The sequence below is a fragment of the Microvirga rosea genome (genome assembly GCF_020595095.1).
GTDB classification, from domain to species: domain Bacteria; phylum Pseudomonadota; class Alphaproteobacteria; order Rhizobiales; family Beijerinckiaceae; genus Microvirga; species Microvirga rosea.
This window is the reverse complement of sequence record NZ_JAJDOP010000017.1, coordinates 1-26,966: the sequence shown is the minus strand read 5'-3', so window position 1 is coordinate 26,966 and position 26,966 is coordinate 1. Positions and strand designations below refer to the sequence as shown.

General features: G+C 56.5%; 23 protein-coding genes and 2 pseudogenes. 11 read left to right on the top strand and 14 right to left on the bottom strand.

Translation table 11 applies throughout. From position 1 onward, the window contains the following. Positions 1-21: 21 nt before the first annotated feature. The 3 genes and pseudogenes from LJD17_RS22030 to dinB all read right to left on the bottom strand — a co-directional run bounded on the left by LJD17_RS22030 (position 22) and on the right by dinB (position 5,177). Positions 22-2,979: a coiled-coil domain-containing protein gene (locus tag LJD17_RS22030; RefSeq protein ID WP_227386353.1), complete on the bottom strand. Its 2,958-nt coding sequence runs from the start codon at positions 2,977-2,979 to the stop codon at positions 22-24. A 487-nt stretch (positions 2,980-3,466) separates the two neighbouring features. Beyond that, positions 3,467-3,859, bottom strand: coding sequence for a hypothetical protein (locus LJD17_RS22025; RefSeq protein ID WP_227386352.1), 393 nt, complete (start codon positions 3,857-3,859; stop codon positions 3,467-3,469). Positions 3,860-4,053: 194 nt separating this feature from the next. Then, a pseudogene (gene dinB, locus LJD17_RS22020) lies at positions 4,054-5,177 on the bottom strand (DNA polymerase IV). A gap of 215 nt (positions 5,178-5,392) precedes the next feature. On the opposite strand from dinB, the gene LJD17_RS22015 reads away from it, so the two are divergent. The 3 genes from LJD17_RS22015 (at position 5,393) to LJD17_RS22005 (ending at position 8,554) form a co-directional block, all read left to right on the top strand. After that, positions 5,393-5,899: a hypothetical protein gene (locus LJD17_RS22015; RefSeq protein ID WP_227386351.1), complete on the top strand. Its 507-nt coding sequence runs from the start codon at positions 5,393-5,395 to the stop codon at positions 5,897-5,899. A 196-nt stretch (positions 5,900-6,095) separates the two neighbouring features. Beyond that, positions 6,096-6,746, top strand: coding sequence for a hypothetical protein (locus LJD17_RS22010; protein ID WP_227386350.1), 651 nt, complete (start codon positions 6,096-6,098; stop codon positions 6,744-6,746). A 1,073-nt stretch (positions 6,747-7,819) separates the two neighbouring features. Beyond that, positions 7,820-8,554, top strand: a complete 735-nt coding sequence (locus LJD17_RS22005) for a hypothetical protein (protein WP_227386349.1) — start codon at positions 7,820-7,822, stop codon at positions 8,552-8,554. A gap of 237 nt (positions 8,555-8,791) precedes the next feature. On the opposite strand, the gene LJD17_RS22000 is transcribed toward LJD17_RS22005, so the two are convergent. The 6 genes from LJD17_RS22000 to LJD17_RS21975 form a co-directional block, all read right to left on the bottom strand. Continuing rightward, positions 8,792-9,640, bottom strand: a complete 849-nt coding sequence (locus tag LJD17_RS22000) for an alpha/beta fold hydrolase (RefSeq protein WP_227386348.1) — start codon at positions 9,638-9,640, stop codon at positions 8,792-8,794. 67 nt (positions 9,641-9,707) lie between these two features. Continuing rightward, positions 9,708-11,012 carry an MFS transporter gene (locus tag LJD17_RS21995; protein WP_227386347.1) on the bottom strand — a complete coding sequence of 435 codons (1,305 nt, stop codon included), beginning with the start codon at positions 11,010-11,012 and terminating at the stop codon, positions 9,708-9,710. Next, positions 10,975-12,285, bottom strand: coding sequence for a D-serine ammonia-lyase (locus LJD17_RS21990; protein WP_227386346.1), 1,311 nt, complete (start codon positions 12,283-12,285; stop codon positions 10,975-10,977). The genes LJD17_RS21995 and LJD17_RS21990 overlap by 38 nt, the downstream gene beginning before the upstream one ends. Positions 12,286-12,373: 88 nt before the next feature. Continuing rightward, entirely contained in the window at positions 12,374-12,967 is a 594-nt protein-coding gene (locus LJD17_RS21985) for an L-2-amino-thiazoline-4-carboxylic acid hydrolase (RefSeq protein ID WP_227386345.1), read from the bottom strand. 67 nt (positions 12,968-13,034) lie between these two features. Next, positions 13,035-14,093 carry a D-cysteine desulfhydrase family protein gene (locus LJD17_RS21980; RefSeq protein WP_227386344.1) on the bottom strand — a complete coding sequence of 353 codons (1,059 nt, stop codon included), beginning with the start codon at positions 14,091-14,093 and terminating at the stop codon, positions 13,035-13,037. After that, positions 14,090-14,815: a GntR family transcriptional regulator gene (locus LJD17_RS21975; RefSeq protein ID WP_227386379.1), complete on the bottom strand. Its 726-nt coding sequence runs from the start codon at positions 14,813-14,815 to the stop codon at positions 14,090-14,092. The genes LJD17_RS21980 and LJD17_RS21975 overlap by 4 nt, the downstream gene beginning before the upstream one ends. A gap of 69 nt (positions 14,816-14,884) precedes the next feature. Here LJD17_RS21975 and LJD17_RS21970 point away from each other — a divergent pair, with 69 nt between their 5' ends. The 5 genes from LJD17_RS21970 (at position 14,885) to LJD17_RS21950 (ending at position 19,874) form a co-directional block, all read left to right on the top strand. Continuing rightward, positions 14,885-16,393 carry a M81 family metallopeptidase gene (locus LJD17_RS21970; RefSeq protein ID WP_227386343.1) on the top strand — a complete coding sequence of 503 codons (1,509 nt, stop codon included), beginning with the start codon at positions 14,885-14,887 and terminating at the stop codon, positions 16,391-16,393. A gap of 61 nt (positions 16,394-16,454) precedes the next feature. Continuing rightward, positions 16,455-17,513 carry an ABC transporter substrate-binding protein gene (locus LJD17_RS21965; RefSeq protein ID WP_227386342.1) on the top strand — a complete coding sequence of 353 codons (1,059 nt, stop codon included), beginning with the start codon at positions 16,455-16,457 and terminating at the stop codon, positions 17,511-17,513. Positions 17,514-17,518: 5 nt separating this feature from the next. Then, positions 17,519-18,340, top strand: a complete 822-nt coding sequence (locus tag LJD17_RS21960; protein WP_227386341.1) for an ABC transporter ATP-binding protein — start codon at positions 17,519-17,521, stop codon at positions 18,338-18,340. After that, the gene (locus LJD17_RS21955; RefSeq protein ID WP_227386340.1) at positions 18,334-19,140 is read left to right on the top strand and encodes an ABC transporter permease; all 807 of its coding nucleotides are present in this window, start codon (positions 18,334-18,336) and stop codon (positions 19,138-19,140) included. The genes LJD17_RS21960 and LJD17_RS21955 overlap by 7 nt, the downstream gene beginning before the upstream one ends. Further along, the gene (locus tag LJD17_RS21950) at positions 19,137-19,874 is read left to right on the top strand and encodes an ABC transporter permease (RefSeq protein WP_227386339.1); all 738 of its coding nucleotides are present in this window, start codon (positions 19,137-19,139) and stop codon (positions 19,872-19,874) included. Before LJD17_RS21955 ends, LJD17_RS21950 begins: the two co-directional genes overlap by 4 nt. Before the next feature lie 63 nt (positions 19,875-19,937). On the opposite strand, the gene LJD17_RS21945 is transcribed toward LJD17_RS21950, so the two are convergent. Both LJD17_RS21945 and LJD17_RS21940 read right to left on the bottom strand, forming a co-directional pair. Beyond that, positions 19,938-21,536, bottom strand: a complete 1,599-nt coding sequence (locus tag LJD17_RS21945; RefSeq protein ID WP_227386338.1) for a hypothetical protein — start codon at positions 21,534-21,536, stop codon at positions 19,938-19,940. A gap of 486 nt (positions 21,537-22,022) precedes the next feature. After that, a pseudogene (locus tag LJD17_RS21940) lies at positions 22,023-23,207 on the bottom strand (ISKra4 family transposase); the annotation flags it as partial. A 225-nt stretch (positions 23,208-23,432) separates the two neighbouring features. Here LJD17_RS21940 and LJD17_RS21935 point away from each other — a divergent pair. Both LJD17_RS21935 and LJD17_RS21930 read left to right on the top strand, forming a co-directional pair. Further along, the gene (locus LJD17_RS21935) at positions 23,433-24,305 is read left to right on the top strand and encodes a hypothetical protein (protein WP_227386337.1); all 873 of its coding nucleotides are present in this window, start codon (positions 23,433-23,435) and stop codon (positions 24,303-24,305) included. Positions 24,306-24,315: 10 nt separating this feature from the next. Beyond that, a complete protein-coding gene (locus LJD17_RS21930; protein WP_227386336.1) occupies positions 24,316-24,600 on the top strand; it encodes a hypothetical protein in 285 nt (94 codons plus the stop codon). A 21-nt stretch (positions 24,601-24,621) separates the two neighbouring features. Here LJD17_RS21930 and LJD17_RS21925 read toward each other — a convergent pair whose 3' ends face one another. Together LJD17_RS21925 and ligD are read right to left on the bottom strand one after the other, a co-directional pair. Then, positions 24,622-25,239 (bottom strand): hypothetical protein, encoded by a 618-nt coding sequence (locus LJD17_RS21925; RefSeq protein WP_227386335.1) that lies wholly within the window; start codon positions 25,237-25,239, stop codon positions 24,622-24,624. Positions 25,240-25,399: 160 nt separating this feature from the next. Then, positions 25,400-26,308 carry a non-homologous end-joining DNA ligase gene (gene ligD / locus LJD17_RS21920; RefSeq protein WP_227386378.1) on the bottom strand — a complete coding sequence of 303 codons (909 nt, stop codon included), beginning with the start codon at positions 26,306-26,308 and terminating at the stop codon, positions 25,400-25,402. Between ligD and LJD17_RS21915 the strand changes: the two genes are divergently transcribed. Next, positions 26,219-26,665 carry an MIT C-terminal domain-containing protein gene (locus LJD17_RS21915; protein WP_227386334.1) on the top strand — a complete coding sequence of 149 codons (447 nt, stop codon included), beginning with the start codon at positions 26,219-26,221 and terminating at the stop codon, positions 26,663-26,665. The genes ligD and LJD17_RS21915 overlap by 90 nt on opposite strands. 174 nt (positions 26,666-26,839) lie before the next feature. On the opposite strand, the gene LJD17_RS21910 is transcribed toward LJD17_RS21915, so the two are convergent. Next, the coding region (locus tag LJD17_RS21910; protein WP_227386377.1) for a hypothetical protein at positions 26,840-26,966 on the bottom strand (127 nt) is incomplete at its 5' end.

Genomic DNA, 26,966 nt, shown 5'->3' with positions numbered 1-26,966 from the left:
GCTGGTTGAGCTGGATGACCTTTACCGTGTTACAGCTCCGAGGGCTGGATCGAGGATACCGATCCGCCGGATCAATAATTGATCTTCGGCACTGCTCAACTGGTCCTCAAGGTGGACCTTTGCGGCATAGATCTTGGTTCCAAGTTCCAACCTCATGCGCCGAAGCGACTCAAGATCGGGCGTTGCAATAAAATCGCCAGCCTCGGCCTGCTTCGGGGTTGGAAGCGGCACTGCCGACGCACCAAGACTGGGACCGAGGAACTCAAATCCCCACGGCTTCCTCCGCTGCCGTGTTGCCATGTCGTCCGGTAGATAGACGAACCTGAATGCAGAGCCAGCTATTGCTGGTTCGTCAGACTTGCGGGCCATGGATCGAAGGAGATCTGCATCTGACGTGGCAAGCACTCCAGCGTAGCCCAATCGACCGACTGTCTTTTGGAACTCTTGTCCCACATAGATAGCTACATTGGCGGCGAGGTACGGATTCCGCTCAAGAGCGCAGGCAATTCTTAAATACAGGTCCCTGAAGCCACAACGTGCCATACGCGCATCACAGCCGGCCGGATCACCTACTTTACATTCCGCGAAGGCCTTAAAGGCATCCCGCGCTTTTTGAAGTTCATTTTCGGCAGCTCTCAATTCTGCCGAGACAACAGCACTGGCTGGATTGGTTGTCACCGAGCGCCCGGGAACCTTTAGTGGAACTGAGATGCTTGAGAGCAGGCTCATTGTCGCTCGAACCAAATCATATCGGTTCTTCGCCTCCCTCAGGTTCTCCAGTGCTTTGCGCCCCTCAAGGGAGAGATATTGGGATTCCTTCTCTCCAAACGCAGATGAAGCCATGACGTCAAACACTTGGTCGGCGATCAGCCCACCGGAATAAATCGACTGTTGAGCAATGCTGATGTTCAGGATGTCAATGTGGCTTTCTGCAATCGGAAGCGGATCACCTTCCTGAATTTCCGACGCCCGCGCTAGCGGACGTCCCGCAGCAAGCGCTTCAGGTGACTTAAGCTCGTAGGTAGATTGAGGCGTTCGTGCGACTAGTTCTCGATATGGTAACAAGAACTGAAGTTGGCGCCCGATGCGTTCCGCCGCCGGAACTAAAATTGGTGCATCTAGGGCCACATCACCGTGCATTGTGAAGCCGCTGAACGTCTTATAAGCAACATCGCGGGTCTTGCTAGAGGTGCAGCCCAGACGGTTTCTTCGGAGGCTCCAACGACTTGGTGTATCGATCAGTGCTCTGAATAGCCAGTCTTGACACTCTCGGGAAATCTCATCGCCGCTAACAAGCCGATAGGTCAAGTTTCGAGTGAGTTCGTACAGAGGGTCATCTAGGGGGCTTGGGGCCCCCTTGGTCGAGTATGTTCCCAGGAAGAATACAGAGTGGAACTGGTCGTTACCGGTACCACGCGCAATTTGACTCTGCGCGTCTATACAGTCACGAAACTCCCTCCACCCAGCGTCGAAGTGTTCCTTCCGCTTGCTGTAGGTTCCAAATATGCCTGCCGCACCACCGTAGTTCGACATCGAATTGATAAAGGCATCGCAGGCATTCCAATCTGCTACGAGAGGGGCTTGGATAGCCTTCTCAAGACGGTCGAGCCGCCGTTCGATATTCGTGATTGCTGCGAGAACAGTTTGCTTAGATTCCTCCACGGCAAGATTAAGGGCGCGAACTTCCTCAAGGATCTGCTTGTTCAGGGCGATTAGCTGATTCAGCTTTGCGTCAATCTGCCGTAACGCACTCATAATTTCAGCTTGCCGAGCTGCATTTGGATCTCCGCCACCTCCCATGAGGCCGCCTGCGGCCATCGCCATGCCAACCCAGTTTCCAGATGCGAAGTTCGTCATGGTATTGACCGCTACTTTAGCGGTATCAATGTTCTTGACGAGGTTCTCGTGCTGGCTCTCATTTAATACACCGAGCTTGCGTCCCAGGTCCGCCAGAGCAGCAGCATTACCCAGCGCCCTCTGAGCACTTTCAGCCTTTTCAACTATGGCAAGATCTTCAACCACCTTCTTCCGTTCGGCCTCGGGCATATCGCGAAAGAAGGTCCGACTTTCGAGGGCCGCCCGTTGTTCACCGGCAGTCATCCGCTTCCACATTAGTCCCTGCATGTACGATATATCGCTGGCGTTCTGCTCGACAGCGACCGACAGACCATCGACAGCTCTGGTAAGAGCTTTCTGCCCGTTCTCGAGGGCGCTCAGGCGAGCACCCATTTCCGTTGAAAGGCTTCTAAATTTTTCCTCAAGCCCCTGAATGGAATCAGACGCTGACTTTATCCTCTGATTGAGGTCCTCCACTTCCAAATTTGACAGAGCCGCATAGCGGGCGAGACCATCATTCATCTGCCTGATTTGGACCTGGACAAGAACATCACGGTCCTGCGGCCGTTCAGCTAATGCAGTGTCAACGAGCTCAGCGTCGGCACCGCGCAATATGCGCCGCGCTTCATCGATATTCTGCTCGGTGACACGCCCGCCGGTCAGCTCCGAAAATGCACTGTCAGAGAGCTTCTTAGCCTTCGCAAACAGTGCTGCATATCGCGTCACCTTCACTTCTTCAAGCTGTCGCTCTGACTGCTCGACGACATAATCTCTCAGCTGCCCATAACCGAAATTTACCACTCCTAGGGCAGCCCTGCTAGTCAGCTCGGCACCTGCGGCGTTCTGTGCAACCCCGAACACCTTTCCGGCAAAGTCCATGTTCGCGCGCAGAATCTTGTTGCCTAGCTCGGTCTGGGCGATTTTATCCTGCGCTGACCTCATTTCCTTTAGTAGTGCTGTGGAATTCGGTGGCGACCGCCGCGGCATAACAGTTCGATAGGCGTCAGGATTCCCGCCTTTGGTTTCTCGAAAGACAATCGAATTGACCAAAGGTGAACCCGGAATTCCATTCTCCTCCGCAAATCCAGGCGGCGCGCTGACTATATAGCACGCTAGGCTGGCGAGTATGTGGAAGGGTCGCATGGCATGCCTCGCCCGCACTATCGTGGCGTTTCAGACTCGGCTGCGGATCTCTTCGCCTCGTTGAAGATCTCCTTAGCTGCGGCGGTCCAATCGTCGCGAAGATATTTCGTCAGAGCTTCTAACTGGTTTTCAATCTTAATCGTTCGTTCACAGCTTTGAGCTCCGGGCAGAGCGTAGTTCATCCGAGCCCATGAAGTACACTCTATATAGTCCTGATAGGAGAGGGTCATGCAACGTTCGGTATCGTCAATCTCATTACGCGCAAAGAACTCCGACCCCGGAGGACAGCGTCCAATCGGAGGACGCGCACTTGGGGGATTATCCCTGCGCTGCAAAGGCATCGCCTTGGCCTTCTGTACGATACAAATTCTTGCAAGTTTTGCGACGCACACTTCGTCGAATACCCTTACTTCGTCCGACCAAGCCGGCTGCGCTATCGGCAAAGCGATGAACGTTAGCAGTGTAAGATGCCGCCTCATCGTATACCCTATCTGTCTTCCCCCTTAGCTTCGGCTAAGATCTCTCGCAGGGCGGCGACAAAATCGTCGCGCATCAGCTTTGTAAGAGCATCGACTTTCGCTTCTATATTGATCTCACGCGCGCAGTTCTCGCCTTTGTCGAACTCAGCCTTAGCCTTGGCTTCGCACATCGAAAACACTGCGACAGGATGGAAGTAGCAGAGCCCATCATTTGCAGCTTCCGAGTCTCCGGGGCACGTCGACTGCGCGGAGCGCTTATGCTGTGGCTTTTTCATCTCCAAAGCGCATTCGTTCGTTTTTCTCGCGATACATGCAGAGTCGAACACCACAATCTTTGCGCTCTGAGCTAGGCTCGCTGCTGGGGCGGCTAAAAGGGAAATGAGCAGGGCACTCCGGAGCATAGTTACACCCCTCGAAGGAGCTCAATGAGCGAAGTCAGCCGCTTTTCCCGAACTGTGTAGCAGGTTGCGCGACGGCAGGCGACGTCTCGTGCGGCTGCATACCACTAAATAGTCTAACCCGAGTGGCCGTCCCATAAAGGCGTCATGTGAGTAGGCGGGAAGGAGCACGCAATTGGATTCGAAGTTTCGTCGCCCTACAGGTCTAGAAGCATTTGGACATGCTGATCTTGCGTCAAAGAGCTGAGACCAGATAGAGTCACGCCAAGCAGACGAACTCCCATTTGCAGCGGCATTATCCCTTGCAGGAGGCCTTGGGCGATATCGTTCAATTCTTCTCGCGATTCAACCAATCCGATTATCGATCGGCTCCGTGTGATCTGATCAAAGTTGGCATATTTCACTTTCAGCGTCACGGTCCTCCCGCGAGTTCCGTGTACTTCGCAATGCTCCCAAACCTTGCGAACAATCGGGATGAGTTGCTCCTGCAGATCGCCCAACGCCGTCAGATCGCGCTCGAACGTATTCTCCGCACCAACCGACTTTCGGGCACGATTTGGCCGAACCGGCCGATTATCAATTCCCCGCGCGATCCAATAGTAGCTCTCGCCTGCCTTGCCGAAGTGCTCTTCAAGAAATGTGAGGGACTTCGTTTTCAAGTCGGCGCCTGTGTAGATTCCCAGCGCGTGCATCTTTGCGGCTGTCGCCGGCCCGACGCCGTGAAACTTCTTCACGAGCAGCTCCGCCACAAACGCTTCGCTGCGGTTAGGTGGTATCACAAACATGCCGTTTGGCTTGTTCTGATCGGACGCCATTTTCGCGAGGAACTTTGACGTAGCCACGCCTGCCGAAACAGTTAGGTGGGTGCGATCAAAAACCCTGGCTCGGATCTCCTCCGCGATCTTAGTCGCGATGCCAATGCCCTTTAAGTCGTGTGTGACGTCGAGATATGCCTCGTCCAACGACAAGGGTTCAACCAGGTCGGAATACTCCGCAAAGATCTCGCGCATTTGCAGCGAAACCTCTCGATAGACATCGAACCGCGGCTTTACGAAGATCAGCTCAGGGCATTTGCGCATCGCGGTGACGGACGGCATTGCCGAATGTACGCCAAAGCGCCGAGCCTCATAGCTTGCAGCTGCTACAACGCCGCGGGCGCGAGAGCTGCGACGGCAACAGGCTTTCCCCGCAGTTCCGGATTGTCGCGCTGCTCTACGGACGCATAGAATGCGTCGGCATCGATATGGATGATCTTCCGGATGCCGCCCTGGCCTTGCTGCCTATCCTCCTGAGGGTGGTCTAGAGCATCAACCAACGTCATCCCAGGCCTGCCGTGTCATCGCGAACCTAACCGCCTTCTCTGGGGAACATACAAGGAACACGAGGGGAGGCAAGGTATCTCCTCGCCTAGTCACATGAATTTTGCCAGGTTGTTCGCGGCCAACATGGGCGCCCGCTTCTTAAAGGCGTTGCGAGCCTTCCGCAGCTGTACGAAATACCATAAATACATAGGAATTTCCGCCTGTTGAGGATGATATGAGCTTTAAGTGGTTGACGGATAATGTTCGCGGTTTTGCTGCCCTTTCCGCAGATGAACACTCCGCAATTATGGAGTTTGGGCTCATATGGAGCGTTTTTGAGGCGCGGATTCTAGGGACAAATGCCTCCGCGGCTCGGATCCAAGCCTGCGTTCACGCCTGGAATCGGAGCGGCACTCTCGATGCTCGCGCTTACGCCGACGAACTGGCCTATTTCCGAGATCGCTACTTCCACAATGGAAGCCTAACAGAGCACTTCAATAACCTCTGCCTTCGGTCGAATGATAACGCCCGCCTTGTTGAAACCGTCATCAGGGGGAGGACTAACGCCCCTGATGACTGCGTCACGGCCGTTCTCATCATCGTGTACCGTTTTCGGAACAACTTATTCCACGGGCTGAAATGGCAACACCGTCTGGCAGGTCAGCTCGAAAACTTCAAAAATGCAAACTCGGCAATGATAAAGACGTTGGAACGGCACGGCAGATTAGACCAGGATGAATAGGCCCAACTCACGTCTTTTCGACTACTGGTTGGTACTGGGCCGGAATTTTCTGATACCTCCCGCGCCGTATCTACCGAAAGTTGTAAGGGGTCGAGCAGCGGCTGGCTTGGGCCTTCTTGCAGGTCCTATAGCCGAGCTCTTGTGAACCTTAGCCGTTCAGATACCGTGCAGTTCAAGAGCAAATTAAGGGGCAGATATGGGCGAAGCACATCCGGCAATAGCGGTCTACGGAAAGACCCTCGAGAAAGACTTCGATCTCGTCCTCGTCGTAGGCCGGGAGCCAAACTCCGATAATCCTGGCTTTTCCACTGGGATCGACACCTATGACTTCGACCATGGAAAAGGTCCTCGTTGTGCATTCTGGAATAGCTCCTACGGCATCGCCGGGCAGACAATAGGCCTGACAACCCGGGAACTAAAGGTGCTATGCCGCCAGCAAGAGTGTTCCCCGATTGCGTATGCCGACGCTCTCCCAATTACCCTTCCTAACAGTGTAAAGAACAAATTTCGAGCCAGGCTTGCGATCGCGGATGAAGACATTGAGCGCCATCTGACGCACTTGTTCTCGCATCAAGAATTCATGCGTCGAGTAGGGCTTGTATTGCTCTCAGGCATCGAGACCCCGGAGTTTCAGCGCTCGTTCCGGTTGTTCGATGCGTTGTGCCAAAAACACGGCAAAATGGTCCGAAACGTCCCCTTCTTCTTTGGAAATAACGTTCCTAAAATCAAGCAAGCTCTTGATGAAGAAGCAATCGCTGCCCTTACTCTCATCATGAAGAAGTTCAGACGAGCCGGGCGTTTCTCTTGGGACGGAGGTAGTCTAGTGCCTGCGTCAGTTTCGAACTAAGTGATAAAGGGCGTACACCGCGGGGCTAAAGCCGTTACTTTCAGCTGCTGCATATGACAACCGAACTGTTGCAAGCCTTTAGAAACGCTCTCGCGCGATCTGGATCTGTCGCTCCAGCGAAGACGCGAACAGCTTTGCGCGATTGATCGGTATAATCCTGATGATACTGCTTAAAGATGTGAACCAAAATGTAAGGACGATAAAGGCTTCATCATATTTTGAATTATATCGTAGGTCGATGCTCGCGCTGTTGATTCCAAACTCATAGCCGATCGTGAATTCCTTGTTTATTATCGCTTTTTCGCCCTGTACCCGATCAAAATATCATTGAAATAGCGACCGATCCATCTGGAGCCGAACGGGTTCGATATTGTCCGCTGCTTTACGGAGTGCGATTGCTCTGCGATGTCAGCCAATTCGTTCACGCACGAGATAAGTTGATTCACCTGACTTGAGTTCAACAAGGCTTCACAAGACGAAAAGTCATCTCCTGGAAACTCTATTCGCAGGCCGATTAGGCGCTGACCAGAGTATTGATTGTCACCAAAGAACTCTCTGACAAGCAATCGTACTGCGTTTCTGTGACTAGAAAACTCAATAACTTGATCACTTAGAAGCTTGCTGTTTGTGGACACAAGGCGAATCTTTGGGATTAGGCTCATGCGGACCTCTTTCTATAGCCCCGCGGACACAATGAGCAGCTTACGCCAATGATCACAGAAATCGCTGGCGTAACGCGACTGCAAAAGTCCGGCCAACTCCGCTGCGCTAGTCGGAGCCTTCAACCTTAAACAAAGTCCCTTACATCGCAAGGGAGCGCCTTCAAGTAGATTATTCTGACCGTCTTCTGAAACTGACAGTGCATCTGTCTGTTGATCTAGATGAGCCCTCAGCTCTCCCTTGGCACCGCTCGCCCGGCCTAAGCTCTCCTTCGTCATTGGGTCAGCCGATCGGCCGCGTATCTGGATGCGTTGGCCGCGCATAGGTGTTACAGGAGAGGTTCATGCTCCATCGGAGTGCCTCGGTCGCCGGGCACAATTAGAGACGGAAGACCTTTGGCTAACGGATTTCTCGTGCCTGATGGCAACGCCGTGCTGCGAGAGGATATCCCAGCGATCGTCGAGTTGATCGAGCGAACCGCGCGCTGGGTCCACCCCGATACGTTCAAGGCATTGCCGGTATGGGCGCCTCATACGGCGCGTGGGCGTCCGCTCTATGACGCGAGCTGGACACGGCGATACACAAACACACGTAAGGCGACGGGTGTCACTGCCGACAAGTTCGAAGGGAATGTCGCGGCACTCAACGCATTGCTCGCAGCGCTCGATGTGGCGTTGCCGAGACCCAAGAATTGGACCGTCTGCCACATCTGGGGCTACGACGATCCATCTTTCGCGCAGCGAAGTAGCGTCGTCCAGGACCCTCGCTTCTTCTCGTGTGTCGCCAACATGGTCTGGTTACCGACGTCGTTGAAGGGCTTCACAGACACGGTGCCCGAGATCAAGGCGATGCTGCGGGTCTGCTCCTATCACCTATACGGCTGGGCCTGTGAGCATGAGAGCGTGCGGGCGCAGGCGGATCAGGTCCGCACAGGCTGGATCCCAACCGACTATCCTGCAAGCTGGCCGAGTCCTGATCGTCCGGGGGTGCTGCCGCCCGGGACGGCGCCCTTCACCGCCCGGATTAAGCGCGAAATTGAGAGGCGCAAGGAGAAGATGCGGAGCGACCTCGCGAATGCCGACTACCTCCACTATCCGAAGACTGAAGTCGAAGCCGTTCTCGATTTTTGGAAAGTCCAGCTCGGCTGAGCTGCAGCGATAGGCAAAGTCCGTTTCGCCAATCAACCCTTAGGTCTTGCAATCTGAATGATTCATTCGACGGGCTTCGGTATGCCCTTCTCAAGTTTCCGAAACGAAGCCAGTCAAACCCGGTCCAGATTACAAGTGAGTGATGAGTAGACTGGATCCTCTCCTAGCATCTATCTGGTATGTTCCATCGCCGGTATGCCCGGTTCGAATTCCAGGTAAGATCAATTGCCGTCCTGCTCAGCTATCGAGCCACTTTCCCACCAGCTCAGAAAACCCCTTTGGGTCTTGATCGGGCCAGAGATGGCCAACGCCTGGCACCTCCATGTGCCGGCTCTTGCTGAGACAACGGGCTGCCGCCCGTGACGTGATCTTGAAGATAGGCCTCGTAGCCTCTCCCCAGGCGATCGAAACCGGCATCTGCAGACTGCTGAGGTCGTCGCAACTCAGATATGGCGGTGCAGCCTGAGCCAGGAGCAAGGGCATGGTGTGAGCACTATCTAACTCAATCTGTCGGCACTCGACAGTTTGCTTCTCAAAATAGCCCTCACCGCCCGAGCCGTCGATCAGCAGGCGCACGGCTTCTCTGGTGTCGCCCCTGCCCACCGCTTGGAAAATGGGGCCGAACATGGCCTCTGCATCGCGCCCGAAAGCGGCAAGTTCGTCACTGTCGGTCGTGTAGCTCGGCACGCCAGGCTCATAAATGAAGATCCGATTGAACAGTTCAGGACGCCGGGATGCCGCTTGAAGCGCCACATGTCCGGCATATGACCAAGCGACAAGCGCCACCGGCCCGACGCCGAGACCTTCGCAGAACGTCATGAGATCGTCAGCGTGTGTGCCCGTGCCGAAAGCTGGCCCGTTCGTCCGCCAAGGGGAAGTGCCAAAGTACCTCTGTGTATAGGCAATACAACGGAAGCGGCCCGACAGAGCAGCACATTGCCGGCGCCACGTTCTCAGATCGCCGAGCGCGCCATGCAGGAACACGACGGGAGAGCCGGATCCGACGTCAATATAGGGGAAAGTATCCTGACCAAGAGTGATTTGCCGAACCGGAAGTTCAGAAGCAGGCGTTTCTTGAGTGTTCATACGCATTTCTTCTTGTTGAGTAAATCCTTAGCACCCTCTCAAGGCGCGGAGACACCTGAAAGGACATCTATCTGGCTCGGACTAGCCTCTCTACAGGACGCGGAAGAACTGAAAAGAGAAGCAAACCCGCCGCCGTGGTCACGGCTATGAAGCACAACACGGCGGAGAACTGTTCCAGACCGGCTGAGACAGCCCAGGCCGCAACTGCACCCGAAGCGCCCTGCACTGTAGCAATGCCCAGAAATACGGACATGTTGAACGTTGCGAGTGCTCGGCCAATCATAGCGGCCGGGTAGTTTGATCTAATATACGCGTACTGCAGGACAGTTACGGATGAAAGCATGCCGACGAGCACCGTCACTGCTGCATTGCCGGTTGCGCTAAATCCCGCACCGAGGGCCAACACCGCAAGAGCAAGTGTCAACCCAGCCGAGATGAGGATAATTGCTCCACGCCTTGATGCCGGCCCGGGGTCGAGTGGTCCCGCCAGGGCTGGCCCGACGATCATTGCGACTGTCATCGCAAAGGCGACGTAGCCTGCCTCTCTCAATGAGAAGGAGTGCCAGTTCACGAAGATTGGAACGATCCATAGCCCGCGGATCGCGACGACGGCTGCATAGGTGACGAACCCCAACACGAAGATTCCTGCTGTGTCGCGCCGGACGACAGTTTTTATCTCCTTGATTGCTTGCGCGACGGTTTCGGTGCGTCCTGCCGGCTTGGCGCTCTCATGGACAAAAGACAGACATGCCAGCAGGCTGAGCGCAGACAGGACTCCGAGAACTCCGACTGCAATACGCCACGATGTATGCTCGATGCACCAAGCAAGCGGTGTTGTGGTCAGTAACATACCCAAGCCGCCGAGTGCTGCGATCAGACCCGACAACGGCCCAAACCTGCCGGACGGATATTCACGAGAGATATAGACCAGGGAAGCCATAAGTGCCGGTGAGCAACCAACTCCAATCAGGGCCTGACCCAGCAGAAGGCCGGCAAACGATGGGGCAACAGCGCACAAGCCCGCGCCAGCGATCGCAACAGCCGTGAAGACAAGGACCACGGTCCGAGAGCCATAGCGATCAAGACAGATCCCAACCGGGATCTGCATCATGGCGAACGTGAAATGGAAGATCCCGGCATAGGTCCCGATCTGCTCAGGCGTCGCCTGAAATGCCTGCTCGATATCGCGAACGATGATCGCAGGCAGGGTGCGAAAGGCTTGGCTCAGCGCGAACACGGAGATTAATGCAGCCAAGGCAAAGCCCTCTCGCCTGTTGACCAAGGCACGACTGCTCATTGGATGCTCTGCCAGATCAGTTCTACCATAGGCCTTTTTAAGTCCTCGCCTGAGCCAGAACTTTCTCGAATTCATCGCTCGGCAGCTTTGAGCCGCCAGTGGTCCAGGCAATGCAGGTTGTGGGAAGCCGGGCCCCTCGCATCTTCAGGCCCCTGAGATAGGGGGCGACAGCTGCAAATCCCGAAGCGGCGGAAGGCTCAAGCCTTATTCCCGCCTCTTCCCACAAAGCTCCGACCCAGGAAAACAGGCTGTGATCGGAGACAGTTGCGACCGCGTCGACGAGCGGCTGTATGGATCTAGCGACCAGCATTGACGCCTGAGGAACGGCGAGGCCGTCCGCAGCCGTCTCGTTGTCTAGGCCGAATTCGTAAACGCTGACTGCGCGTTCGATGCCTGTAGCGAGTTGCACGAGCATGCAAGGAGAGGCGATGGGTTCCACGAAGATGCATTGAACAGCATCGCCGAAGATCGCTTTAAGGCCGAAGGCCACTCCGCCAGGAGCACCCCCAACTCCGCAGGGAAGGAACACGGCGACTGGGCTTGTTTCAGAAACTTCAATGCCTGCACTTCTGATCTGAAAAGCGAGATCAAGGGCGGCCGCAGAATAGCCGAAGAAAAGGAGACGAGAGTTCTCGTCATCGATGAAGTGGCAGGCGCCTCGCTTCGATGCCGAAGCGCGAGCACCCGCGACAGCCATCGAGTAATCGGCATCATGTTCGATGACCTTCGCGCCGATATCGCGCAAGCGTGCTTTCTTCCACGCTTTCGCATCGCTCGACATATGAACCTCGACTTTGAACCCCAGGGCCCGGCCGATCACGCCGACACTGAAGCCGAGGTTTCCTGTGCTACCGACCAGAAGCGTATGTTGCGAGAACAGAGATTTGGCCTCTTCGCTTGACAGAGCATCGTAACCGATGCCCTGCCCGATGAGCCCCTCACGAAGCGCTAGCTCTTCGGCATAAACAAGAACTTCGTAGACGCCACCACGAGCTTTGATAGTGCCCGTGAGGGGAAGGGCATGATCGGCCTTGACTAGGACAGTGTCCGAGAGATCCCCCGTAACGCGCTCCGAGAGTTCATTGGATAAAGGCAGCAGCGGCGAATCGATACGTCCCTCCGTCTCGCGGACATCGGGAAAGAGACAGGCAAGTAACGGAGCGAAGCGGCGCCAACGATCAGCGGCAGCCTCGACCTCAACCACCTGAAGCTCAACCGCCTCGAAGGCTTGCGAAGTCGGTAGACGGAAAGGGTTGAACCAGACCGTTGGTTCGCCAGCACGCACCTGATCCGGGACATCTTCGGAGGGGTGCTGGGTTTGTACTGGATTCTGTGAGGAAAGGCCCATGACGTTCGTCCTCGCTCGCATGTCATCAGAGCAGACAAAGAATATAGAATCAGGAGAAAGGCCTCGGAATTCTTCGCCCTTCTTTTTGTTATTTTGCGGAGGTGCCGGCCTTGGAGAACTGGAACCTGCACTTGTCCGCGTTCATGGCCAGCGTCGTGGGTCGATCGAACTGTACGCCATAGCGGGGATGCGTGACATCAGCCGCCCAGATCGTATCCATGGCGCAGAACACCGGAATCACCTCGGGGTATCCCATCGACCGTAGGAGGTCGTTGTACAAGCAGCGCGTGATGTTCACGAAGGATCGCTTTTCATCGCTGATCTCCTGCTCATAGACGAAATGCGAGCCGAAGCGCTCTTCGCCGCGCTTTTTGAAGTTCTCACGAATGCTCTTGAAAGCCCCTCCTGGATCTGCCCTGCTAACGCCGAGCCGCGCGAATGAATAGGCTTCGGCATTCTCCAGCACCCATTTAGACATTGCAGCGACAAGTGCGGCAACTGCCTCCTGAGCATCGAGATCCCGCTTACGTAAAGCCTTGTAGAGCGCAACGGTGAACGAGGCATGTTCGACGATTCCGGTGGATGCCTGATCGACCTTGAACGAATTCTGCCGCCTGTTAATGGCCGCTGCGTCTTCATCAACCTCGGCGTCGAACCGCCCGCTGCGGACATCGGAGTTCAAGCGCTCATCCCCGAGCGCCCATGTATAGAGAGCGTCCTTTAGGCTTTTGATTCGAGCTTCGTTATCGCTACGCATAAGCCCTGCTTTCAGTGGAGCTGGAGGCTGTGACCATCTCTGCGGACGTGAACTCGTCCGAATAGGCAAACAGACCCGGCAGACCTCCAGTGTGGATGAAAACGACCGTCTCGCCTGGCGCAAATGCTCCCTGCTCGGCTAGTTCCCGAAGCCCCGTAAAGGCTTTTCCGGTATAGACCGGATCGAGGAGAACCCCTTCCGTTCCAGCGAGCATGCGAATCGAATCGAGAACTCCGTCGTAGGGAATGCCATATCCGGCGCCGACGTACCGATCGTTCACTTGGACCTTGGAAGCATCGAAGGGCTTATCTCCCATGGCGGTGCAAGCCTCCTTAGCGATGGAGGAGACGATTTCGCACAGCTTTTCGGCCGGATGCAGAACGCTGATGCCATGAACCCGGGCATCGGAGCCAGCGGCGTGCAAACCTGCCAGGAGACCTGCCTGAGTGCCGCCGCTCCCGCTGGCAACGACCACGTGGTCGGCCTTTGCATTCTGCCTCTTGAGTTGATCTATAAGCTCGAACGCGCAATGCGCCATGCCCAGCGCACCTAGGCAATCCGATCCGCCGAAAGGAATTACATAGGGTTTCCGCCCCTGCTGCCGCAGCACTCCCAGGTGATGGGCGCACCATTCGAGAGGATCAGCGTCCGGAGATAGGATATGAACGTTTGCCCCAAACAGCTTTGTGAGCAGCACATTGCCGTTGTTTTCGTACAGTATTCCGCTTCGGGGCACGCGCTTCGAGAGGACGAGCTCACACTGCATGCCGAGCTTAGCCGCTACGGCCGCGGTCAATCGCGCGTGATTGGATTGCAGCGCTCCGAAAGTGACCAGGGTATCCGCACCCTCTTCCAGCGCCTTGCCGACAGCGAATTCAAGCTTGCGGAGCTTGTTACCCCCGCCGCCAACAGTGGCGATGTCGTCACGCTTGATGAATAGCCTTATGCCGGAGAGCCGCTCGCCCAAGCTGCTATGCTCGACCAGAGGAGTCTCTTCGCTGAGCAAAGAAATGTGATTGAATCTGGCCGTCAGACCGTAAGTGCTGGTCATACTTTGGTGTTCCTAACGTCCGGTCCCAGACCGAAGCTAATTTCGTCGAGAAGTTCCGTCATGGCATCCATGACTATACGTTCCGACTGATTGATTTGCCTGAGAGCGATTTGCGCGGCTAACTCTCCTTGGCCCGAGACCAGCGCGGAAATCAGCTCTTCGTGGCCGTGCTGCCAATTGTGGCTCCAATTGATGTAGCGCATGCCGACACGAAGGATGCGCTCACTCTCGTCATGGAGCTTCTTCACGATCTGGGTGATCCGCTGGTTGCCTGCCGCTTCGGCGATGCTGCAGTGCAGCGCCGAATTAGCGGCAAAAAACCGTGTTTCGCTCTCGGCATCATTGGGATCGTAGGTCTGGCTCATGATCTCGTCGAACTGTGCGAGACGAGCTTCGTTCACGCGGCCAGCGGCGCGCAATGCAGCCTCCGGCTCAAGCTGCTTGCGCAGATCGAACACCTCTCGGACATCGCGCAAGGTAATGGGCTTGACCACGTAACGGCGTTTCGACTGCGCGACGAGCCAGCCCTCATGCCCAAGCCGCGCTATGGCGTGCCTGACGGGAGCACGCGTAAGCTCAAATTGCTCCATCAGGTCCACTTCCGTCACCGGCGCTCCTGGCCTTAGCTGGCCGGACAGGATTCCTAAATGAATCCTCCGGAAGGCCTGCTCCGTCAACTTTTCCTGCGGCTCAGAAGGGGCCGTTAAAATGTCATGATTCATCATAATCGCCACTTGACATGTTTATGAAGCTTATGAAATTTTTTTGAGATGTCAATCTGGAGTGCTGACATGCGGATTGCAGTCGCTGGCTTTGCTCACGAAACGAATACCTTCGCTCCCTTCCCTACCAAGTATGCGGACTTCGGCGACTGGATGGGCGGCGGGATTCCCGTTGGGTCGGATGTCTTCACGAAGACTCCGAGCAAATTCAGCCTTCATGGTTTCGCCGAGGCTGCACGGCGGGATGGACATGAGCTCGTACCGCTCATCCATGCCTTCGCTCCTCCCGCCAGTCGTCTTGAGCGGGAATGCTTCGAGCGCATCATGTCGCAAATGCTTGACGCGCTACGCCGGGTTGAACGCCTTGACGCCGTGTTTCTGGAATTGCACGGCGCCATGGTTGCCGAACATGTCGAGGACGCGGATGCGGAAGTCTTGAGGCGCGTGAGGGCACTGATCGGAGAGGATGTGCCTTTGGTCATCTCACTGGATTCTCACGGCAACGTCACGGCGGAAATGATCCAGATCGCGGACGGCATTGCCGCGTACCGCACCTATCCACATGTGGACATGCTCGAGACGGGCGCACGCGCCTACCGGTTGCTGGCTCCCCTGCTCGCCGGAGGCCCACGTCATGCGAAGACATTCCGGTCCATACCGTTCCTGATGCCGATATATTTGCAAACGACGATGGAGGAGCCCTGTCGCTCCCTCTATTCAACTTTGGAGAGGCTGGAAAAGGAAGCCGGAGAGGGTACGTGCTTGTCCTTCATGACGGGCTTTTCCTTGGCTGATGTGCCTCAGTGCAGGCCTTGCGTTTATGGGTATGGCCCGAATCAGGAACAGCTTGAGCGGGCCATCTCTTGCTTGGAGGCGGAAATACTCGCCACCGAAGCCCACTTTGCAGTCAACTTGCCTGATGTCGACACCGCAGTGAGAATGGCTCTCTCCTTGTCGACAAGCAAGCCAATAGTGATGGCAGACGTCCAGGACAATGCAGGCGGCGGAGCAACCTCAGACACGATCTGGGCTATCGAGGCGCTGCTGCGCGCCGGCGCACCGGACGCCGCCGTCGGTTTGCTATACGATCCGGATACCGCTGCACTCGCACATGCCGCCGGAGAAGCCGCCGAGATTGTCGTCGACCTTGGGGGCAAGGGTATGCCCGGTCACCAACCTTTACGGCGCTCCTTCATCGTCGAGCGCCTACATGAGGGTCCCTTCGACCTTCGCGGGCCCATGCTCGGCGGAACTAAGATGAATCTCGGTAAAATGGCTCAACTCCGGTGCGGCGGAGTGCGCATTGTCGTGACATCCGTCCGTACCTGGTACGTCGAGCGCGAGAGCTTCCGTGCTGTCGGCGTGAACCCGGAGGAGCATCGTATCGTGGTTGTTAAAAGCACAAACCACTATCGTGCCGATTTCGCTCCTATCACGAGCAACATCATCGAGTTCGCTGCCCCGGCAGCGGTTACCATGAATCCAGCCAAGTTGGATTACAAATGCTTGCAGCCCGGCACCCGGCTGTACGGTAATGGCCCAGTCTTTCTAGGGCATCAACAAGAAGGACGAGCGTGAAGCAAACCCGGCCGAGCGCTCAAGCCTCATGCAGTGCTGCAAACCAGATGGGAATCTAGAGATGAAAACGTTCAAGAGTGCACTCCTCGCCACATTAGCTTGTTTCTTCGGCGTAGGCGCTGCTTCGGCTACGGAGAAGATCAGGATCGGCGCTCCTAATCCCTGGCAGCCCTATACCTCCGCCCTCATCTTTGGCAAGAAGCTTGGGTTCTTCGAAGAAGAGCAGTTGGATCCTGAATTCGTTGCTGTTCAAGGAACAGCTATCCTAGTGCCTCAAGTTGCCAATAAGACTATTACCTTCGGCCTACCAAACCCCGATCTGCTATTGGTAGCTTTGGACAAGAACGAGCGCTTCCCCGTCAAGCTCTTCTACAACGCGTATACGATTTCCCCTTTTGAATTCGTGGTACGCGAAGATTCTCCGATCAATTCAATTGCGGATTTAAAGGGCAAGAAGCTTGGCGTCGGAGCCTTATCTTGGGGCAACATCCCTATCCTGAAATCGATCATGAAAGACTCAGGCGTGGAATGGATGAAGGATGTGGCGGTGATGCCAGTCGGCCTCGGGCCGGCAGCCTGGAGACAGTTGAGCTCGGGCCAAGTCGAAGCCTTAAGCCTATTCGCCCACCAGCATGAGTCAATGGCTCTGGCCGGCACGAAAATTAAGCGTCTGCCCATTCCCGAGAAGTACAAGTCTCTTTTTTCGAACGGCCTGATCGCCCACGATGATACTATCGCCCAGAAGCCCCAACTGGTCGAAAAGATGGCGCGCGTGATGGCAAAGTCAAACTTTGCTTGCAGGGCGAACTTGGAGGGCTGCGTCCGTGCTTTCTGGGACTATGATTCTGCGGCGAAGCCGACCGCCGAGAAGGAGGCCGGGTACATCGCCAGCAATGTCCAACTCACCAAGCTCGACATGGACATCGTCTTCGGCGGAGCCAAGGAAGATCGCTTTGGAGATTATGAACCGGGTGCCATCAAGAACCTTATCGATGTGATGCACCAGAGCGGCCAGCTAAAGCGAGGCGATCTGAACCCGGATCTATTCATCACACGCGAGTTCGTCGAAGGGGCCAACCGCTGGGATCGGACGGACGTCCTCAGGAAGGCGGCGAAATGAACCGGATGGCGCAACCCAATTTATGGCCGGTTTTGCACACCGTCGACACGGCTTCGGCATACAAAGCAGGTCTCTCGATCCGCGATGTCTCGCTCACCTATGGGACAAGCAGGGGCCCCCTCAGAGCCCTCGATAATCTCTCGCTCGATGTAAAACCGGGAGAGTTCGTGGCCGTGCTTGGGCCTTCGGGGTGCGGCAAATCCACTTTGCTGAAGCTCGTTTCGGGCCTTTTGTCCGCAACGGAAGGCGAGATCCACCTCAAGGGCCGGCCTGTCAAATCGCCTCGCTCGGACGTAGGCATCGTCTTCCAGCAGGCCACGCTCCTACCCTGGAAGACCGTTCTGAACAATGTTCTGGTGCCCGTTCGCGCCATGGGGCTACCTGTCAAAAATTACCGGGACAAAGCTCTCGACCTGCTCAAGCTCGTTGGGCTTGAAGCCTTTGCCAACCATTACCCGTCAGAGCTTTCAGGTGGCATGCAGCAGCGCGTAGCCGTTGCTCGCGGCTTGATCCACGATCCTGCGCTTCTGCTCATGGATGAGCCGTTCGCAGCCCTCGATGCTATGACGCGGGAGCACATGATGATTGAGCTCCAACGCATTTGGGCCTCTACACACAAATCGGTGCTTTTCATCACGCACTCCATTCAGGAAGCAGTCTTCCTGGCTGATCGTGTCCTGATAATGGGAGGAAGACCGGGGCGCGTCGTGGACGAGCTGGTTGTTCCACTCGAGCGCCCACGCACAGTCGAGACTATGGCTCGGAAGGACTTCAACGACCTGCTCGGGCACCTGCGGCACGTATTTGGTGAGAAAAGCACATGCTGAGGGTCACCGACAAACTCGTTTCGCTCTTAGCTCCATTATTCACAATAACGGTGCTTTTCCTTACATGGTATGCAGCGGTCACGCTTTTTAAGCCGCCGTCACATCTCATCCCATCTCCAGACGACGTTCTTCTGCGGCTTTGGTCGGGCATCGTCGGCGGAGACATGCTGCCCCATATCGGCGCCACGATAACAGCCTCCCTTATTGGCTACTGCATCGGCGTCGCCATTGCTCTCAGCCTGGCAATTCTACTGACGGAATTTCCGGTTCTTGAGAACTCATTCTACCCTCTGGTCCTCTGCTTCCAATCCATCCCCAAAGTCTCGATTGCGCCTCTGGTTTTCGTCTGGGTGGGATTTGGCATGCAGAGCCAAGTCGCATTGGTCGCTCTAATCTGCTTTTTCCCGCTTTTCACGTCCGCCTTCGCCGGATTGAAGAGTGTCGATCCGAACTTGTCCAATATGTTCCGTGTCTCAAATGCGGGCAGACTTCATACTATGCTCCATCTGCGCATCCCGTCAGCCGCTCCGCAACTCTTCGTCGGACTCGAGATCTCGGCCTCTTTTGCCCTGGTGGGATGCGTGGTCATGGAATTCATCAATGCCACGCAGGGAACCGGCTTCCTGATCGTGAATTCATCCAATACCCTGGATACAACCACCTCGATTGCCGCAATGTTCGCGTTGGGCATCTTAGGCTTGATCAGCAGCGCGCTCGTGCGCGCAGCCGGTCAGAAAATTGTGTTTTGGCATAGGCCTGCCACCAACATCGTCAATCTGGCTCCAAGGAGCGCACTATGAGACGGATTCTTGCGCCTTTGGCGGCTCTCACTGTCCTCCTCGCAGTCTGGCATTATTCCGTCTTCTTCTTCTCCGTTGATCCGACCGTTCTTCCCTCACCGGCGGATGTAGGCAGCGCACTATACACTGGTCTGGTCAGAGGAACGTTACATGTCCATGTTCTGGCAACCCTGAAGGCTGCTGCGATGGGATTTGTTGTCGGGTGCTGCGCTGGGGTCGGCTTAGGCGTCCTTCTCGGAGAGTTCAGGGTTGGAGCGCGGTTCATCTTCCCTGTTGTCGTGGCGCTTCAGGCCATGCCTGTCGTCGCCATCGCACCACTGCTGATCGTCTGGCTTGGTATCGGGACCGAGTCAAAGGTATTCCTCGCAGCGATCGTGTGCTTCTTTCCGACATTCGTGAATACCTTTTCCGGAATGCATGCGTCGAAGTCGGAGCTTCTAGATCTCTACAAAGCAGCTGGAGCTAGTCGCTGGTTGACACTGCGCGATGTCAAGCTGCCGTCGGCGGCACACTTCATCTTCACCGGATTGCAGATCGCGGTGGTATTAAGCCTCACGGGATGTGTAGTTGGCGAATTCATTGCGGCAACAAGCGGTTTGGGATACGTCATCAAATCCCTTGCAGGCCAGCTTGACGTCAGCATGATGTTCGCCGCGATCTTTACATTGTCCGCATTAGGTATGGCTTGTGGTCTTCTGGTTCGTACGCTGCACCGAGCAATTGTATTTTGGTGAAATACTGCCCGATGCAGGTCGTTTTTTCATTCTCACCACTGTGCTTCCAGGTGGCGCTGCCTCTCACGTTAATTGAAACGTTCTAGGTCCGACTTGAACGACGCCGGCAAGCAATCCCTTCCCCGCGACTAACTCAAGCACGACCCCGCGACCGGTCGTGTTAGGTGTTCCGCCACCCCCATTCTCATCCCAAATCATCGTTGGATCCGGCGGCTCGTCGCCGTCGTACGCGGGAGACCACAATGGATTCCCGCCACCAGATCCAGGTCCGTCATCGACAGGGATCCACGTGGGATCCACAGGGCCTACACCTGAACCGTCGGGGTCGGGGTAGCTGTCGCCTTCACGGTGTTTTTTCGGATCGGAATCGGGCCCGCCATGACCACCGTGCTCACCACCGCCCTGCTGACCACCTCCCTGCTGACCACCTCCCTGCTGACCACTGCCTTGCTGGCCGCCTCCTTGCTGACCATCGCCAGGATTCACGGGCGTCGATGGCACCCAAGCTTTTTTGGTAGCCTCATCCGATGCATCCTCAGCAGCCGCTAGTGCGGAGCCAACCAAATAAGCACCGCCAAGGCTTAGTATCACTAAAGCAGTGGCCTTTGAGGCGACTTCAAGGGGTCCTGAGGCTTTTTCTGCGGCGGCTTCTTTGGCGGCTTCTGAGGCGGCGTCTTTGGCGGCGTCTGGGGCGGCGCTTTCACCAAAGAGCTTACCGGCAGCATTGACGCCTGCCGTGCCAAACGTTACTGCCTGCCACGTGGATTTGGCGAAATCCACTAGATGGTGCCCGAAACCATCGCCCTCCGGGTGCATCGCCCCACTCTGTCCTAGCCCCGCGCCAAACCCCGTGGCCCCTCCATTGATCCCAGGGTCGAACGCACCAAACGGGCCGCGGCTGAGACCAATCCTGCCGAGAGCGTCGTCAGGCCCGCCTGCGGCACCGAAGCCCCCGTTGCCGCCTGGCAACCCGGGCCCGCCCCATTTGCCAAAGGCGCCTGCAGGCCCTCCACCAAAACCCAGTCGGCCAAGGATGTCGCCGAGCCCGCCTGGGGCGCCGTAGCCGAAGTCACCGTTGCTGCCAGGCAACCCAGATCCGCCCCACTTGCCAAATGTGCCCGCAGGCCCTCCACCAAAACCCAGTCGGCCAAGGATGTCGCCGAACCCGCCCGGGGCGCCGTAGCCGAAGTCGCCATTAGCGCCAGGCAGTCCAGGCCCGCCCCAGCTGCCGAACGTACCCGCAGGTCCTCCACCGAAGCCCAGTCGGCCCAGAAGCCCGTTCGCGGCCGCGTCCGTCACTCCCCAGAAGTTCCTGGTGGGCTGGAGTCGCCACTCATCGATCCATTGGCTCACATCTATGCGCTGTAGCTCGCCCGGTGCGAGGTATGTCGTCGTCATGGATGTCGCGTCAGAGACAGAGGTCGCGTGCCGGGTGGCGAAAGTTGACTCGGCAATACGTCGTTTGGCTATGGCCACGATCGTTTCTAGGCCCTCGACCGACAGCAAGGGCCAAGTGGCGTTGACAGCGGACGCCAGAAGCGGCTCTACGCCGGCAGCGGAGTTTTCCCGCTTAATATGGCGAAGGATCTCGAACAGCACGTACAGACGGTCGCGAGCTGAAAGGGTTAGAAGCCCGAGAGAGAGGGGCGTGTAGAAGTTCATCCACGCCTCATACGCCGCTTTGCCCTTAACCCGTTGAGCGATCGTTGACCGGTATGATCTATCCACGCCGCCGGCGCGATCAGCAAGTTCGGTCAAGACGGTTAGGGCCGAAGCCACCGGGAGAGCTCTGCCAGCTATCCGTACTCTTCGGACAGGCCCGGTACTCGTGATTGCCAGTAAGCGGCCGCTGTAGTGAGCGGTCGACTGATCATCCCGGCTGTCTTTCCGCCTTTTCACTTTGGTGTCCATGAACAAATCTCCTGTTGTAATCGATTACAAGGGACTGGATCACTGATTACTCCACTGACTATAGACTTGATCAGGCTCTATTAGATCGTATATTGACGCAGGGCGGAAGTACTAAAATGTATATTGGGACATACGCCAGATCTACAGCGGTCTATTGCCCGGCCTAGGGGAAGGTCTTGAAATCGACTCGCCCTTTTACGGGGGCGGTTGTGGAGAGCATGAGGTTTTGTGGGGCAATCAAGCAGCGGCCTGTCTGCGACCCCTGTCATTGTCGTTCATCATGCCGGGATACCAGTGCTCGAATGCGGCACGCAGTGAGCCATCCAGGGTCCTGGTCCGCGTCTGCAACAGCAGATGAGCCCCGCGTCGGCTCCACTGCATCTGCTGCTTCTTGGCAAAGCGCTTGCTGATAACCGCGTTCACCGTCGCCTCAACGAAGGCCGAGGAGATCCGCTCACCGGACCGGTAGCGCTCGCCATAGTTGATCAGGCTCGCTTCATTGCTGACGATATAGACCTGGAACTCCCGCATCGCGATCTTGAACTTGCGCAGGTTGGGATAGCGACTGTCGAGAGCCTCAAGGTCGAGGAGAAGGTTATCGATAGCCTCCCGAGCGCGATACGTGTTGCCGTGCCACAGGAACCACTTGATCCGGCGCAGCTCATCCAGAGCCGCCGTCCCGGCCTCCTTGTCATGGTGCACCAGTCCCTGAGCAAACTGGCGCAGGATCGTGATCCGCATGGTGATGTGGAACCAGTCGAGCACATGCTCGCTGCACGGGCTGATCCGCTCGGCAAGCACACGGACCTCTCCGCCGTCTGTGATGAAGGTCAGATCCTGATCGACCTGGAAACCCTGCCGGTGGAGGTGGTCAATGATGCGACGATGCGGCTTGCGATCATAACCATGAACGAAGCCGATGTATCGGGCGTCTCCCTCTTCGGGCATGGACCGGCCGACGATGAGCTCGAAGTTCTTTTTTCTCTCGCGCCAATCGCGGATGTAGCCGCCGTCGAGGCCAATGACCATCCGCCCATCCGGTATCAGCAGATCCTCCCACTCGCGAGGATCTCTGCCGTCGGTGAATGAAGTCCGCTGTTCAGCGAGATCGTCTTCCATCCGCTCGGCGGCACGGAGCACATGCTGACGGACCGTCGTTGCATTGACGCCGCTCCCGATAGGAAGCACGTCGGCCAGGAGATCGGCGGCTGCCGCATAGGGGACAAGCGAAGCCCAGCGGGTCTCGAGGTACAGGCGCTCCGGCGCAATATGATCGGGAAGCAACTGCGTCAGAGGCGAGATCGTTGCCGGACAGTTGGCCTGCCGCTCTTTGGGAACGTAGAAGCGCGGGCTTTTGAGCTGGACATCGCCGAACAAGGTCCGGAACGCGATCGAGTATCCATGTCCCGACGCGGAACGTCCGCTGAGATTGCCCCAAAGAGACGGGAAATCATCCGTTTTTGCTCTGTCTTTTCCTAACCGTCCTGCAACGCTGCCCTGCGAGAAAAACCGGAGTGTGCCATGGGGGCAGCTTGGTGGAGCGCAACGGCATCGCGCTTAGTAATCTTAGGCCTCGGCCTAGCAGCCGGCGGCTGCGCCATCGCTCCACTGCCTGATGATGTGACAAGCTATTCCAGCTTCAAGATCGTGAAGAAGATCCGCTGCGAGGCTCGCGAGGCAGTCAAAGACAAACTGGCTTACTGGCTGCTCAGTAGATCCGACCCCAAAGCGAAGGAACTCGGTGATAGGCTCGCTCACGACCAGATCGATCCAAACATCATCAATCTTTGGCCGCTCGACAAGATCACACGATCCTATATCGGCAAGTACGGTCAGGCGGCGATCGCCTATAATTTCAGCTTCGATGGTCAAGAGGTGAATAATCTGGGCGGCGGAGCAAGCCTGCTACACACCTTCTTTCGTGGTACGCGGACTCTAGGCCTTAGTGCGGGAGTCGATCGCTCACGGCAGAATATCCAGAACTTCACCGTCACCGATACCTTCGTGGGTCTCCTGCGTGACGTGAAGGAAAATTACTGCAAGGACAAAAACCTAGACAAAGACTACATGTACCCGATCACAGGGAATGTCGGCTTTGCTAAAATGATTGACGATTTCGTCGACCTCGCTGAATTCGCCAATCTCGGAGGGCCTGCCGACAAGCCTCAGGGCGCGCCAACGGTCGTCAATAACCTGCAGTTTGAGACGAAGATCTTCGGTTCTGCAACTCCGGGCATTCATCTTTCGCCGATCCGAGACGAAGTGCGCTTGGCAGATGGGACGTTTACGGCGACTGCGAGCCGCACCGACATTCACAAACTCATCGTTGCCTTCTCCCGGCCCGTGGAATCCTTGTCCGAAGCCCAAGCAATAAAGGTCTTCGGAGGTCAGCTCGTCAATGCTTCCGGAACACCGGCTGAGCGCCGCGCCGCCCTCGCCATCCAGCAGAACATCATCCGCTATGAACTGAATAACCGGGCCAACACCGTCATTATCAACCAGTCACTGCTTCCATTCTGAGAGGTGAACAATGACCGAACCCCGTCTTTATAGCGGCAGGCAGGCCGTCAATATCACTGTCGGCACTGTTGTCGAAATCGTCAGGATGCTCGATGCGCTGGGGCAAGCAGCCGATTTCCTCAGGGTCCACGGCGAGGCCAGGGTCAGCGTAGAGCCGGCGCTTGTGAACGCGGTCAAGACCTTCCTCGCCTCTAGGGACTTAGACCAACAGAGCCCACTTGCAGCCTCAATCATGGGGATGAACCAGGACGATTGTATGCCCCCTTACGAATGTCCGCATATCCCACGAGGGTGAGTGCGTCTTGCAGACTAGTCGCTACGAGGCCTCAGCACGATATAGGCGACAGTCGCGTATAGCCTCTTGAGTCGTTAGGAACGACGCCGGAGGGGCCTTCATGGCTTTAAGGATGTCGGGCAATGCCTTGGTGAACTCAGGCAGCACCTTAAAAATAACCCGGACCTGCCGCTGACCGAGTCTCATCTGAAACTCCTGTGCCATGAGGAGACTGTCGAAATCATCGGCGGTCTCAGGAGTGCGGTCAAAAAAGAGTTCGGTTTTGATAAGCTCCCCAGGGAGAGAAAAGCTCCTCTTGTCATCGACGAGAAACCGCGCCTGGAAATCCTCGAATTCAGTTGAGAAGGCCGCGCCGATAGGTCCAACTCGCTTCATCTCCAAACTGAGATGAACGAATTCGCGTCTTTCTTTCGGACATTGAAAGAGCATCACGTTCGGTAGGTCCATATCCTTCGTGAAGGAGTACCGACGGTAGATCCTCTTCCCCGGAACGCTATCCGGCTTTTGAACTAGCCAGGATCCGTTAACATAGACAGGGCTCGGGCCCGAGCTTGCTCTCGGTTCTGCTCCTTTCGTCCCAGTCTGTGCCGAGGCGGGGCACATCAACATGGCCGACAAGGCGACCGAAGCAGCGATCATACTGACTCTAAGCATCTATTGTCCGCCCTTGGATAAACAAAACCCGAGGCTGGAAGGTCCTAGGGTTAGGACGGCATGACACTTCATCGGGCTTTGATCCAGGGAAAATTAATCCCGCTCTCGAGGAAATGCTGGATACGCCGCGACGGGATCTCCGATCCTACTGAGATGACCGATCAACGATGACCTCGCGCGCGGGCTTATCTTCCCGCAGTCCAAGGAAAGCAGGATGGCGGAGGATATTGTCTCGAGTCCACTCGGAGAACTCGACCTGTGCGACATATCGGGGTTCGACCCAATGAACGGGAGCGCGCATGTAGGTGCCTTTCGGCAAGACCGCAGTTGGTGAACTCCGCTCGATCGAGCTCAGCATGTCGTGCATCGACAACAAGAGGTCGGTGGTAAAACCGGTCCCGACCTTGCCGGCGTAGGTCAGCTCTCCAGATGGGGTGTAATAACCAACGAGAAGGGCCCCGAAGCCGACCCGCGAACGCTGCGGATCGGTATAGCCGATAATGACAAACTCCTCGGTATTGAGGCATTTCGTCTTGAGCCAGTCGGGACTGCGAGCCCCGATGTAGGGCGACGTCCGCCGTTTCGAGACAATGCCCTCCATGTGAAGGGAACAGGCTCGGGCATATATCTCCGGCCCATTACCGACTTGGTGCTGGCTCAAAACAACGGTTGGTGGGGCATTGGTCAGGATCTGAGCTAGTAGCCGTTTACGCTCCTCGAGCGGACGTTGCCGCAGATCGACCCCCTCGTGGAAAAGCAGATCAAAGGCGTAATAGACCAAGTCCGCTGTCGCCTCGTCTGAGAGCGCCTGCTGCAGGGCCGCAAACGAACTGAGGCCTGAGTCAGCGAGCTTGCAGATTTCTCCGTCGAAGATCGTGCCGCGAGGGGCGAATCTGGCGAGAGCTTCGGCCAGCTCTGGAAACCGGTGCGTCCAATCCTGGTTGTTTCGCGTCACGAGACGGGCTTGGCAATCTTCGATTCCAGCCAGCATGCGGTAGCCGTCATACTTTGCCTCGTGGAACCACTGATCGCCTTCCGGCGCGTGCTTTGTCAGAAGGGCCAGTTCAACCGCAATCCTTCTGGGCAGTGGAACCTGGGACGAGGCGGCGTTTCGGATACCCTCATCACTTCTTGCGACCAACAGACCGATATGGCTGGGCTCCAGGAAAAGCTGGACGAGCTCAAGCAGAGCCTCTTGGAATATGACGTGGCGCTCGAGGTCAGGCTGAATGAAAAGATGCATGACCGTGAGGTCAGATTGGATAACGGCTGGACCATCAAGGTCGGCCGCGGCCTGGATTTCTACCAGAAGCCCGAGGGCTGGTATGCAGTCGGTTCGACAGACCTTAGTCTTCGGCGATGCCTAGAGACGAAGGTCGATGTGTTCCGCAACTCACTATCGGAAAGCTAGGTGGCTCGGAGGCGCGGCTTCGTCTTATGGAACTAGGGTGATAGCGCCAAGCCGCGCGTCACAATCGCGTCGAGCCTGTTGTATCTGTCAGTAGACTTGCTCTGCGATGTGAACCCGATCTCAGCGATGGCACGGCGACAACATACTTTGCTCTCGCCGGGATGTCGCCGTGGATCATTCGATACCGAGCTTCGCCTTCAGCATCTCGTTCACCGCCTGCGGGTTGGCCTTGCCGCCGGTCTGCTTCATCACCTGGCCGACGAACCATCCCAGCAAGGTCGGCTTCGCCTTTGCCTGCTCC